The following is a 12,173-nucleotide window of genomic DNA, read 5'->3' on the forward strand; positions in this document are numbered from 1 at the left end:
TTCACCCGAGGCGCGACCAAGTGATGTGTCCAAACATGGTTCATCAAGGAGAACTCTTATGTTTACTGTCTCGAGAAACGTCTTTTTGGCCGCCATCGCCGTTTCGGTGCTGGCCGGCTGCAAGACAACCGCTCCCAGGGAATGCGACAAGCTGAAGCCTGGCGTCACCTATAACGGCAAATGCTGCGGCATCGGCGAGCCTTGCCGCGAAGGCAAGGGCGGCGGCGACAGGCCGGGAAATACGCCTGATCCAGCGCCGCAATGATCTGATTGCGTGTCGCCCGTTCCGGTCAGCGCTGGGACGGGCGCGTTGCGCTCGAAAGCTCGCCAACGTCCAGCCTCCCCTTGAGGCACCGAAACCGTCCACCTCTGTGTAACGCGCGCCCTGGACGGCCCTGTGCCACGCTGTGCCCTGCTTATCCCAAGTGAGGCGTTCTTCCGCCACCACCTCGACGCTGCTCATCCCGCGCGCCATGCCCACGCGCTTTGTCTGGCGAGCCGGCCAGCATGTCGATCCAAGTCTGATTTGTCTGGTTGGATGGTGGGCGTGACAGGGATTGAACCTGTGACCCCTGCAATGTCAATGCAGTGCTCTCCCGCTGAGCTACACGCCCATCCGAAGCCGCGCATACACCATTTTTGATCCAGCGCGTCAATAGCAGGAAAAAGGAAAGAAGGCGTCGTCTCGCCGCAGTGGCGAAGAGGTGCGGCGCCTCGCCTAGAAAACGGCTCAGGCCGCCTGCAGCATCTTCTCCACCTCGTTGACGAGGTCGCGCAGATGGAATGGCTTCGACAGGACCTTGGCGTCTTTCGGCGCCTTGGAATCCGGGTTCAACGCAACAGCGGCGAAACCGGTGATGAACATGACTTTCAGATCGGGATCGATCTCGGTGGCGCGGCGCGCCAGCTCGATGCCGTCCATCTCCGGCATGACGATGTCGGTCAGCAGCAGCGAGAACGGCTCTTCGCGCAGCCGCTCATAGGCGCTGGCGCCATTGTCGAAATCGCTGACCTGGTAACCGGCGCGCTCCAGCGCCTTGACGAGGAACCGACGCATATCGTCGTCGTCTTCCGCCAGAAGAATGCGTGCCATGATATCCTGTCCGAATCACCCGCCCGAGATTGCCGTTGGGCAAGCCCGTTAACCATCCTGTATATGAGGAGGTGAGGGTAAACATCAAGTGAACGCAGACGACGATGATCCATATTTGCCGGGGGTGTGCCGCCGCTGAAATGCTGGACACGCGGCCTGCAAGGTGGCACTTTCACATCATGATGCACTGGTGTTTTCGGGTTCGTTCAAATTGAAGACGGCAGCCGAGGATTTTTCGGTCTTTCCACCCTTCGAAATCCGGTCGGGCGCCGAGCAGCGCGTCCCCTTCCTCTTCAATTCGCCGCATAGCGGCCGCTACTATCCCGAACGGTTCCTGGCCATGGCAAGGCTGGACCGCAACGCCATCCGCCGGTCGGAAGACTGTTACGTCGATGAGCTGTTCGGCGGTGCCGTGGCGCTCGGCGCGCCGCTGCTGGCGGCGAATTTTCCGAGGGCCTATCTCGACGTCAATCGCGAGCCGTGGGAGCTCGATCCTCGCATGTTCGCCGAGCCAGTGCCGTCCTTCTGCAACATCCGCTCGGCGCGGGTGGCGGGTGGGCTTGGCACGGTGCCGAAGCTGGTCGGCGAGGGGCTCGACATCTATTCCGGCCGCCTGCCGCTGTCGGAAGCCGTTGCCCGGATCGAAACCGTCTACAAGCCCTATCACGAGACGCTGAAGCGGCTTTTGACCCGGACCCATGCGCGGTTCGGTTTTGCCGTGCTGATCGACTGTCATTCGATGCCGGCGAGCATCCGTGTCGGCGACAGCGGGCTGCGGCCCGACTTCATCATCGGCGACCGTTTCGGCATCTCGGCAACCGCCGCCCTGACCGAGACCGCGATCGGCCTGCTCAGCGCCATGGGCTATTCGGTTGCCCACAACAAACCCTATGCCGGCGGCTTCATCACCGAGCATTACGGCCGCCCGGCGCGCCATCTGCATGCGCTGCAGATCGAGGTCAATCGCGGGCTCTACATGAACGAACGGACATTCGAGAAGGCCGCCGGCTTCGATGCGCTGGCCGACGATCTGACGCGGTTCTCAGCCGACCTGATGTCGATGCCCGACCATCATTTCATCGACCTGCCGCTGGCCGCGGAGTGAAATCGCGGCGTAAAAAAAGACCGCATCGTTTGCACGATACGGTCGAAGTCTAGGGAGGAAACGCCCAAGGAGGGCATGGACAGGAAACCCTGTCCGAGGTCAAGGGTATTGTGCGTTGCACAAATGTCAAGCGACCTTCAGGCTTTTTTAATTCACTCTGATGTGGAAATTGCGTTTCGACGACGCTTATGTGACATCCGGGCAACAGATGCCGTGGCGGAGAAGTCGTCGAACACACTTGTTTTGGTACGAAATTGGCGGCAGAGCACGGCTCGGACATGCTGCAGTGCGGGAGAATCAGTTGGACATCAGTGTCGATTTCATGCGCCGCATTGCGCAGGTGGCAGCGGCGGAGACCTTGCCGCGCTTTCGTGCCCAAGGCGCGGTCGCCAACAAGGAACAGGGCAGTTTCGATCCGGTCACCGAGGCCGATCGCGAGGCCGAGCGCGCCATCCGGGCGCTGATCTCTGCCGAGTATCCCGACCATGGCATTCTCGGCGAGGAGCATGGCAGCGAGAACATTTCGAGCCGGCATGTCTGGGTGATCGACCCGATCGACGGCACGCGCGCCTTTATTTCCGGCCTGCCGGTGTGGGGCACGCTGGTCGGGCTGACGGTCGACGGTGACGCCGTTGCCGGCATGATGGCGCAACCCTTCACCGGCGAGCTGTTCTACGCCAACGCCTCAGGTTCGCACTATGAGGGGCCGGGCGGGCCGCGAAAACTGACGACCCGCAAGACGACGAAGTTGGACCAGGCGACGCTGTTCACCACCACGCCGGCGCTATTCAAAGGCGAAGCGCGCAACCGTTACGATGCATTCGAAAGACAGATCCAACTCGCCCGCTATGGCGCCGATTGCTATGCCTTCGCCATGATCGCTTCGGGAAGCGTCGATATCGTCGCCGATCCCGGTTTGAAGCCATACGACATCGTGGCGCTGATCCCGATCATCGAGAAGGCAGGCGGTGTGGTCACCACATTCGATGGCGGGCCTGCGGAAAAGGGCGGCGATGTCCTGGCGGCTGCAACGCCGGAACTCCACGCAGCTGCCATGGCCGCCTTGCGCGGCTGACCAGCGACCGGCGGCCGTCAGGCCGTGGGGTCGTCGCTGCCGGGAATGAAGGCGTCGAAGGCGGCGAGCAATTGCTCGCGGTAGATGTCGGCTTCCTGCAGGATTTCGTGGCGGGAGCCGTCGATCATCAGCAATGAACCGAGCCGCAGACGCCTGGCGTAGGCTTCGACAGCCCTGGTCGAGACGACCTGGTCGGCGCCGGCGGCGATGATCAGCAGCGGGACCTGGATCCGGGCCATGAAGTCGGGGTCGTTGACGGCTTCCGAAGCTTTCGCGGCTGCCCGCAGCCAACGGATCGTCGGCCCGCCAAGCGCCAGTTGCGGGTATTCTTCATAGATCCGTGTGTTGCGCCGATAGCGTTCCGGGTCCGATGTCAGCTTGTTGGTCTCGAAAGGGGCCGTTACCCTCGGCCGCGGACCCCAGGCGGCATAGAGCCGGCCGAGGCCGAGAGCGCAGAACAGGGAACAGACGCGGCGAACCGTCGAGATCGAGACCGGCAGGTCGGGCAGCGTCATGAAAGGCGCGATCAGCACCATGCGCCGGACGCGGTTCACCATCGACGGCGCGGCCAGCAGGGTGATCAATGCGCCTGCCGAATGGGCCAGGATGTAGTAGGGTCCGCGGCAATCGGGCAGCACGATCTCCTCGAAGAACTGTTCGAGGTCGGCGGTGTAGTCGCGGAAGCTGCTGACGTAGCCGCGCTGGCGATCGCGGATCAGCCGGTCTGAATCGCCCTGGCCGCGCCAGTCGAGCGTGGCGACGCCAAAGCCACGATCGGCAAGGTTGCGGATGGTTTCGAAATATTTCTCGATGCACTCGTTGCGGCCGGTGAGCAGGACCACGGTGCCCTTCATCGGGCGAGCGACCGCGCCGAACAGGCCGTAGCGGATATTCTTGTGGTCACGCGTGGTGAAGAAGCCGCCGGCGGCGTTTTCCGGCCGCGGATTGCCCTCGATTTCGTGAAAAAGGGAGTTTTCGGTGAAAAGATCCGTCATTCGGCGCTTCGTGCTCGGCGTCTCGCATGCCCGCCTGCGCTGGCCGGCTCCGCTAAGGTGATAGACGCCCATGCGCCAAAAGCCAAGGAATTCCCGGTGACTGACTGGGCTGCAACAGGGAAGGCCGGAAGCCGCTTGAAAGCGTGCTTCCGGCCTCTGTCGATCCGGGAGGAAGGGACGTTACACCCGGTCGGCCTCGTTGCGGTGCCTGTTGTGCAATCGGCGCCGCCAGTCCTTGATCCTGGAATGGACTTTAGCGCCGGCTGCCTGAACGCGCGCCGAAGTGCCGGTTCATCTGCCGTTCATCAAGGGTCCGGCCGCCGTGGCTTTTGCCGCCAGGTGAAATCTTGAAATGCTTTCCAGCGCTCCCCAAATGTCTCGTGCGGTCGCCAATGTCGGGGCCGCTGGCCCACCCGAAACGCCGCTCAAGGGTTTCGCACCGGCCACACGCAAACCATGTTGCTCAACAGGAGAACACCTCATGCGTCACGTTGATTTTTCCCCGCTTTATCGCTCGACCGTCGGCTTCGATCGTCTGTTCACGATGCTCGATTCGCTTGCGCAGCCGGATGGCGCGCAGACCTACCCGCCCTACAACATCGAGCGCACCGGTGAGGATTCCTACCGGATCTCGATGGCGGTTGCCGGCTTCTCTGACGAGGAAATCTCGATCGAAGCCCATCGCAACGTGCTGACCGTCAAGGGTGAGCGCAAGGACGAGGGCACCGGCGAAGGCTCTGAACTGCTCTATCGCGGCATTGCCTCGAGAGCCTTCGAACGCCGCTTCCAGCTTGCCGACCACGTCGAAGTTGTCGGTGCTTCGCTGAAGAACGGCCTGCTGTTCGTCGACCTCAAGCGCAACATCCCCGAGGAGCTGAAGCCGCGCAAGATCGCCATTACGGCGTCTTCGGCCAAGGCCAAGCAGATCGAGGCCAAGACCGCTGCCTAAACTCTGTTCTGACGCAATTCCGGACGGAAAACCGCCTAACACTTTTCCTGGAATTGCTTTGAAGTCTCCTCCCGAGACGGAAGCGGCGCCGAAAGGCGCCGCTTTTTTGTTATCGGGGATTTCGGTATCAGGCGATCAGCTGGCCAAAACGGTCGACCTCATCGGCCGTCGTCGCGAAGCTGGTGACGAAGCGATACAGCAACTCGTCCTCGCTGATGTGGCCGTCAAAGCCGTGCGGCTTGTGCCAATCATAGAACGCCGCACCCGCTGCCTGCAGCTTTTCAGCTTCGGCTTTCTTGATCACTGCGAAAACCTCGTTTGCCTGCGGCAGCCATGCCAGCTTTGCCGTGGCCGAATCCTCGATCGCGGCGGCAAGGCGTGCGGCCATGGCGTTGGCGTGGCGGGCGGTGTCCAGCCACAATCCGTCTTTGAAATAGGCCTCGAACTGCGCCGCGACGAAGCGCGATTTCGAAAACAGCTGGGCGGCGCGCTTGCGCAGGAACGCCAATTCCCTGGCACGATCAAGATCGAACAGCACGATCGCTTCGGCGCACCAGCAGCCATTCTTGGTGCCGCCGAAGGACAGGATGTCGACGCCGCGTTTCCAGGTCATTTCGGCTGGCGACGTGTCGAGCGCGACCAGCGCATTGGCAAAGCGGGCGCCGTCCATGTGCAAGGGCACCGAATATCGTTTGGCGATCGCCGCGATCGTCTCGATCTCATCCAGGCCGTAGATGGTGCCGACCTCGGTCGACTGGGTGATCGAAACGGCCATCGGCCGTCCCCAATGGACGATTTCCGGTGCGAAACGGCCGATGGTCCTTTCCAGATTGTGCGGATCGATCTTGCCCAGCGCGCCATCGATCTCATGCAGGCGTGAGCCGCCGGAAAAATACACCGGCGCGCCGCATTCGTCCTCGATGACATGCGATTCGCGATGAGCAAAGGAAATGCCGCCCGGCTTGTTGTAAGCGGTCAGCGCCAGCGAGTTGGCGGCCGTGCCGGTGGCGACGAAGAACACCGCGACCTCGCGTTCGAAAATCTCGCTGAAGCGCTGGTAGACTGCCTGGTCGAGCGCTCCGTCGCCATAGGCGGTGGAAAAGCCGCCGGCATTGGCCGACAGGCCGGCGGCAATGTTGGGGTGGGCGCCTGCCCAATTGTCGGAAGCGAAGAACATGCATCTGCCTATGTCTTGGGAGAACGGGGGGTTGGGAAATCAGACTGAAGTTGACCGGTTTCGCGTGCTGATCGCAAGGGCCAGGCGCCGGAAAAACAGTAAAGCCAGCCAACGGGCAAAGCCCAGGCCGACGACTGAAGCTTACGTTTTTCCTCAGCTTCGCGACATTTTCTGTCGCGAATGCCCCAAGTTTTTTTCAAATCGGTCTTGTGTGCGTCCGGGATTTCTGCCATAAAAATTTAGGACAGTAGTGCTGTCTTATTTTGTCGCACAAAACGAGCTGGATTGGCGTATCATTTGGGCCTCTCCGGCTGTTGCCGCGAGCGACAGGTGGACAGCCAGACTCTGGCCTGTACGATTACCAGATGCGATCCATGCGGAAAGCCGCCTGGTTCGACAGGATTTCGCAAGACGTGCCACAAGGATCAGGGTGAGCCAAGCGCTTGCCGAGGCAAACCAGCGCCTGAATGGCTGGGAAGGAGGACAGGAGATGACGGACATGACGCACTCTGCGACGAACGGCCAGGCCGCGCAGACGAAAGCGGCAACCGTCAAAACCACCTTGCGATCCAATATTGGCCGAAGCGCCAACGGATTTTCCGCCCAGGGCCTCTACGATCCACGCAACGAGCATGACGCCTGCGGCGTCGGTTTCATCGTCAACATGAAGGGCGTGAAGTCGCATCAGATCGTCGAGGACGGGCTGGCTGTGCTCGAAAACCTGACGCATCGCGGCGCCGTCGGCGCCGATCCGCTGGTCGGCGATGGCGCCGGCGTGCTGGTGCAGCTTCCCGACCAGTTCTTCCGTGACGAGATGGCAGCCCAGGGCATCGAGCTGCCGCCGGCGGGCCAGTACGGCGTCGGACACTGGTTCATGCCGCAGGACGCGGCCCTTCGCGCCCATATCGAGGACATCATTGCCGAATCGGCGCAATCCGAGGGACTTCCGCTCATCGGTTTCCGTGACGTGCCCGTCGACAATTCGTCGCTGTCGAAGGCGCCCGACATCGTGGCATCCGAGCCGTTCCATCGGCAGATCTTCATCGGCCGCACGCCAGACATTACCGATGACGAGGAATACGAGGCCAGGCTCTATCTGCTGCGCAAGGTCATCTCGGGCCGCATCTATGCCGAGAACGACAACATGGACATCGGCGCCTATTGCGTGTCGCTGTCGGCGCGCACCATCGTCTACAAGGGCATGTTCCTGGCTTATCAGGTCGGGGCCTACTACAAGGACCTCAAGGACCCGCGCTTCGAAACCGCGCTGATCCTCGTCCACCAGCGCTTCTCGACCAACACGTTCCCGTCATGGAAGCTGGCGCATCCCTACCGCATGGTCGCCCACAATGGCGAGATCAACACCGTGCGCGGCAACAACAACTGGATGGCTGCGCGCCAGGCGTCGGTCGATTCCGAACTGTTCGGCAACAACATCTCGAAGCTGTGGCCGATTTCCTATGATGGCCAATCCGACACCGCCTGCTTCGACAATGCGCTCGAGTTCCTGTTCCAGGGCGGGTACAGGCTCAGCCATGCCATGATGATGCTGATCCCGGAAGCCTGGGCCGGCAACAAGCTCATGGATGCCGATCGCAAGGCCTTCTACGAATACCATGCGGCATTGATGGAGCCGTGGGACGGACCGGCGGCGGTGGTCTTCACCGATGGCCGCCAGATCGGCGCCACGCTCGACCGCAATGGCTTGCGCCCGGCACGCTACATCGTCACCGACGATGACCGCGTCATCATGGCCTCGGAAGCCGGCGTGCTGCCGGTGCCGGAGGAGAAGATCGTCAAGAAGTGGCGGCTGCAGCCCGGCCGCATGCTGCTGATCGACCTGGAGAAGGGGCGCATCGTCTCCGACGAGGAGCTCAAGTCGGAGATCGCGACCAAGCATCCCTACAAGACCTGGCTCGCCAACACGCAGCTGATCCTCGAAGATCTGAAGCCGGTCGAACCGCGCGCGTTGCGCAAGGATGTCAGCCTGCTCGATCGTCAGCAGGCATTCGGCTACAGCCAGGAGGACACCAAGCTGTTGATGTCGCCGATGGCGACGACAGGCCAGGAAGCGGTGGGCTCGATGGGCACCGACACGCCGATCTCGGCGATGTCGGACAAGTCGAAGCTGCTCTACACCTATTTCAAGCAGAACTTCGCCCAGGTCACCAACCCGCCGATCGACCCGATCCGCGAGGAGCTGGTGATGAGCCTGGTGTCCTTCATCGGGCCGCGGCCCAACATCTTCGACCTTGTCGGCAATTCGCGCCGCAAGCGGCTCGAAGTTCGTCAGCCGATCCTGACCAATGGCGATCTCGAGAAGATCCGCTCCATCGGCCACACCGAGGACCGTTTCGACACCAAGACGATCGACATCACCTATGGCTCCGCCGAAGGCGCCGCGGGCATGCAGGGCGCCATCGATCGGTTGTGCGAGCGGGCGGAGGCGGCGGTTGCCGGCGGCTACAACATCATCATCCTGTCCGACCGCCAGGTCGGGCCCGACCGCATCGCCATCCCGGCGCTGCTGGCGACAGCGGCGGTCCATCATCACCTGATCCGCAAGGGGCTGCGCACCTCGGTCGGCCTCGTCGTCGAATCCGGCGAGCCGCGCGAAGTGCATCATTTCTGCTGCCTCGCCGGCTATGGCGCCGAGGCGATCAATCCCTACCTCGCCTTCGACACGCTGCTCGACATGCACAAGCGCGGCGAACTGCCGAAGGAAGTGGACGCCTACGAAGTCGTCTCGCGCTACATCAAGTCGATCGGCAAGGGCATCCTCAAGGTGATGTCCAAGATGGGCATCTCGACCTACCAGTCCTATTGCGGCGCGCAGATTTTCGACGCCATCGGCCTGAAGACCGATTTCGTGCAGCAATACTTCACCGGCACCGCGACGCTGATCGAAGGCGTCGGCCTGGACGAGATCGCGGCCGAGACGCTCAGCCGCCACAATGACGGTTTCGGCAACGACCCCGTGCTGCGCAACAGCCTCGAGGTCGGCGGCGAATACATGTTCCGCATGCGCGGCGAGGCGCATATCTGGTCGCCAGATGCTGTCGCCACCTTGCAGCACGCCGTGCGCCAGGGATCGTGGGAAACCTTCAAGGACTATTCCGCCCAGATCGACAGCGAGACGGCCCGCGCCCAGACCATTCGCGGCCTGTTCAAGCTCAAGCTGGCCGGGGAAACCGGCCGCAAGAAGGTGGCGCTCGACGACGTCATGCCGGCGGCCGACATCGTCAAGCGGTTCTCGACCGGAGCGATGTCGTTCGGTTCGATCTCGCGCGAAGCGCACACGACGCTGGCGCGCGCGATGAACCAGATCGGCGGCAAGTCGAACACCGGCGAGGGCGGCGAAGAGGCCGACCGCTATCTGCCGCTGCCGGGCGGCGGCAAGAACCCGGAACGCTCGGCGATCAAGCAGATCGCCTCGGGACGTTTCGGCGTCACGGCCGAATACCTCGTCAACTCCGACATGATGCAGATCAAGGTGGCGCAGGGTGCCAAGCCCGGCGAGGGCGGTCAGCTGCCCGGCCACAAGGTCGACGCCACCATCGCCAAGGTCCGGCATTCGACGCCGGGCGTCGGCCTGATCTCGCCGCCGCCGCATCACGACATCTATTCGATCGAGGATCTGGCACAGCTGATCTACGACCTGAAGAACGTCAATCCGGCGGCCGACGTGTCGGTCAAGCTGGTGTCGGAAGTCGGCGTCGGCACGGTCGCGGCGGGCGTCGCCAAGGCGCGCGCCGACCACATCACCATCTCTGGCTATGACGGCGGCACCGGTGCCTCGCCGCTGACCTCCCTCAAGCATGCCGGCAGCCCGTGGGAAATGGGCCTTGCCGAGACACACCAGACGCTGGTGCTGAACGGCTTGCGGTCGCGCGTTGCGCTGCAGGTCGATGGTGGCTTGCGCACAGGGCGCGACGTCATCATCGGCGCGCTGCTCGGCGCCGACGAGTTCGGCTTCTCGACCGCACCGCTGATCGCGGCCGGCTGCATCATGATGCGCAAATGCCATCTCAACACCTGTCCGGTCGGCGTCGCGACGCAGGATCCGGTGCTGCGCAAGCGCTTCAAGGGCACGCCCGAGCATGTCATCAACTTCTTCTTCTACGTCGCGGAAGAGGTGAGGGAGCTGCTCGCCGAGATGGGCTACACCCATCTCGACCAGATCATCGGCGACACCGATCTTCTGGAAAAGCGCGACCTGATCGTGCACTGGAAGGCGCGCGGGCTCGATTTCTCGAAGATGTTCTTCAAGCCGGATGCGCCGCATGAAGCGGTGCACTGGACCGAGCGGCAGAAGCACCCGATCGACGACGTGCTCGACCGCAAGCTGATCGAACTGGCCAAGCCGGCGCTCGAGAGCAAGCTGCCGGTCAAGATCGAGGTCGATATCCGCAATGTCGACCGCTCCGCGGGCGCCATGCTGTCGGGCGAAGTGGCCAAGCGCTTCAAGCACAAGGGCCTGCGCGAGGATACGATCCAGGTGAAGCTGACCGGCACTGCCGGCCAGTCCTTTGGCGCCTTCCTGGCGCGCGGCATCTCGTTCGAGCTTGTCGGCGCCGGCAACGACTATGTCGGCAAGGGCCTGTCGGGCGGACGCATCGTCATTCGGCCGCCGGAAGAGGCCAAGATCGTCGCGGCTGAATCCATCATCGTCGGCAACACGGTGCTCTATGGCGCAACCGAGGGCGAAGCCTATTTCGCCGGCGTCGCCGGCGAGCGTTTCGGCGTGCGCAATTCGGGCGTCGCCGCCGTCGTCGAAGGCGTGGGCGATCATGGCTGCGAGTACATGACTGGCGGCATCGTCGTCGTCATCGGCAAGACCGGCCGCAACTTCGCCGCCGGCATGTCTGGCGGCGTCGCCTACGTGCTCGACGAGGCGGGCGATTTCGCCGAGCGCTGCAACATGGCGATGGTCGAGCTGGAGCCCGTTCCGGAAGAAGACGATCTGATGGAAAGGCTGCTGCACCATGGCGGCGACCTCGACCACAAGGGTCGCGTCGACGTCTCCGGCGACATGACCAGCCATGACGAGGAGCGGCTCTACCAGCTGATATCCAACCATGTGCACTACACCGGGTCGGTGCGTGGTCGCGAGATTCTCGACGACTGGGCGACGTTCCGGCCGAAGTTCCGCAAGATCATGCCGGTCGAATACCGCCGCGCCCTGATCGAGATGGAACGCATGCGCATGGGCGTTGCGGCGGAATAGGCTTTGCAATGGCCGGGGAGCCCAGGCTTCCCGGCCCATCTTCATCGACAGTTTGACCTCCGGCGCAAGGTTGCCATGGCTGCCTCAAGGGGTTAACGGGTGCGGCGAAAACCGCACCATCTGGACAGCAGGAACTGGACTATGGGCAAGGTAACAGGCTTTCTCGAAATCGACCGGCAGGTGCACAAGTACCAGCCGGCCTCCGACCGCATCCGGCATTTCCGCGAGTTCACGCTGCCGATGTCTGACAAGGAGGTCGAGAAACAGGCCGCGCGCTGCATGGATTGCGGCATTCCGTTCTGCCACGGGCCGACCGGCTGCCCGATCCACAACCAGATTCCAGACTGGAACGACCTCGTCTACAATGGCGACTGGGACAACGCGATCCGCAACCTGCATTCGACCAACAATTTCCCGGAGTTCACCGGCCGCATCTGCCCGGCGCCTTGCGAGGAAGCCTGCACGCTGAACCTCGAGGACATTCCCGTCGCCATCAAGACGGTCGAGCAGGCGATCGCCGACAAGGCCTATGAAACCGGCCATATCAGGCCC

8 protein-coding genes, 1 tRNA gene and 1 pseudogene are annotated in these 12,173 nt (G+C 62.6%); 6 read left to right on the top strand and 4 right to left on the bottom strand.

Annotation, left to right across the window (positions count from 1 at the left end; all coding sequences use genetic code 11):
* Nucleotides 1-58: 58 nt before the first annotated feature.
* Nucleotides 59-265 carry a hypothetical protein gene (locus EN955_RS03330; protein ID WP_013529712.1) on the top strand — a complete coding sequence of 69 codons (207 nt, stop codon included), beginning with the start codon at nt 59-61 and terminating at the stop codon, nt 263-265.
* Nucleotides 266-539: 274 nt separating this feature from the next.
* Here the strand turns inward: EN955_RS03330 and EN955_RS03335 are convergent.
* Nucleotides 540-614: transfer RNA gene (locus EN955_RS03335), tRNA-Val, on the bottom strand.
* Nucleotides 615-730: 116 nt separating this feature from the next.
* The gene (locus EN955_RS03340) at nt 731-1,093 is read right to left on the bottom strand and encodes a response regulator (protein WP_006199474.1); all 363 of its coding nucleotides are present in this window, start codon (nt 1,091-1,093) and stop codon (nt 731-733) included.
* Nucleotides 1,094-1,256: 163 nt separating this feature from the next.
* Between EN955_RS03340 and EN955_RS03345 the strand changes: the two genes are divergently transcribed.
* Nucleotides 1,257-2,198 (top strand): N-formylglutamate amidohydrolase, encoded by a 942-nt coding sequence (locus EN955_RS03345; protein ID WP_013529713.1) that lies wholly within the window; start codon nt 1,257-1,259, stop codon nt 2,196-2,198.
* A gap of 301 nt (nt 2,199-2,499) precedes the next feature.
* Nucleotides 2,500-3,273: a histidinol-phosphatase gene (gene hisN / locus EN955_RS03350; protein ID WP_024502739.1), complete on the top strand. Its 774-nt coding sequence runs from the start codon at nt 2,500-2,502 to the stop codon at nt 3,271-3,273.
* A gap of 17 nt (nt 3,274-3,290) precedes the next feature.
* Here hisN and EN955_RS03355 read toward each other — a convergent pair whose 3' ends face one another.
* Nucleotides 3,291-4,268: an alpha/beta hydrolase gene (locus EN955_RS03355; protein WP_024502738.1), complete on the bottom strand. Its 978-nt coding sequence runs from the start codon at nt 4,266-4,268 to the stop codon at nt 3,291-3,293.
* A 481-nt stretch (nt 4,269-4,749) separates the two neighbouring features.
* On the opposite strand from EN955_RS03355, the gene EN955_RS03360 reads away from it, so the two are divergent.
* The gene (locus tag EN955_RS03360; RefSeq protein WP_013529716.1) at nt 4,750-5,217 is read left to right on the top strand and encodes an Hsp20 family protein; all 468 of its coding nucleotides are present in this window, start codon (nt 4,750-4,752) and stop codon (nt 5,215-5,217) included.
* A gap of 127 nt (nt 5,218-5,344) precedes the next feature.
* Here EN955_RS03360 and EN955_RS03365 read toward each other — a convergent pair whose 3' ends face one another.
* Nucleotides 5,345-6,394 carry a low specificity L-threonine aldolase gene (locus EN955_RS03365; protein ID WP_013529717.1) on the bottom strand — a complete coding sequence of 350 codons (1,050 nt, stop codon included), beginning with the start codon at nt 6,392-6,394 and terminating at the stop codon, nt 5,345-5,347.
* 490 nt (nt 6,395-6,884) lie between these two features.
* Between EN955_RS03365 and gltB the strand changes: the two genes are divergently transcribed.
* Entirely contained in the window at nt 6,885-11,621 is a 4,737-nt protein-coding gene (gltB, locus tag EN955_RS03370) for a glutamate synthase large subunit (RefSeq protein ID WP_024502737.1), read from the top strand.
* Between the two features lie 141 nt (nt 11,622-11,762).
* Nucleotides 11,763-12,173 (top strand): annotated as a pseudogene (gene gltD, locus EN955_RS03375) (glutamate synthase); the annotation flags it as partial.

This window comes from Mesorhizobium sp. M7A.F.Ca.CA.001.04.2.1, assembly GCF_003998485.1.
In the GTDB taxonomy this organism is placed as follows: Bacteria; Pseudomonadota; Alphaproteobacteria; order Rhizobiales; family Rhizobiaceae; genus Mesorhizobium; species Mesorhizobium ciceri.

Bases quoted from the DNA above. Each gene is read 5' to 3' on its own strand.
- EN955_RS03330 (WP_013529712.1), top strand. From the start codon at position 59: ATGTTTACTGTCTCGAGAAACGTCTTTTTGGCCGCCATCGCCGTTTCG.
- EN955_RS03340 (WP_006199474.1), bottom strand. From the start codon at position 1,093: ATGGCACGCATTCTTCTGGCGGAAGACGACGACGATATGCGTCGGTTC.
- EN955_RS03355 (WP_024502738.1), bottom strand. From the start codon at position 4,268: ATGACGGATCTTTTCACCGAAAACTCCCTTTTTCACGAAATCGAGGGC.
- EN955_RS03360 (WP_013529716.1), top strand. From the start codon at position 4,750: ATGCGTCACGTTGATTTTTCCCCGCTTTATCGCTCGACCGTCGGCTTC.
- EN955_RS03365 (WP_013529717.1), bottom strand. From the start codon at position 6,394: ATGTTCTTCGCTTCCGACAATTGGGCAGGCGCCCACCCCAACATTGCC.
- gltB (WP_024502737.1), top strand. From the start codon at position 6,885: ATGACGGACATGACGCACTCTGCGACGAACGGCCAGGCCGCGCAGACG.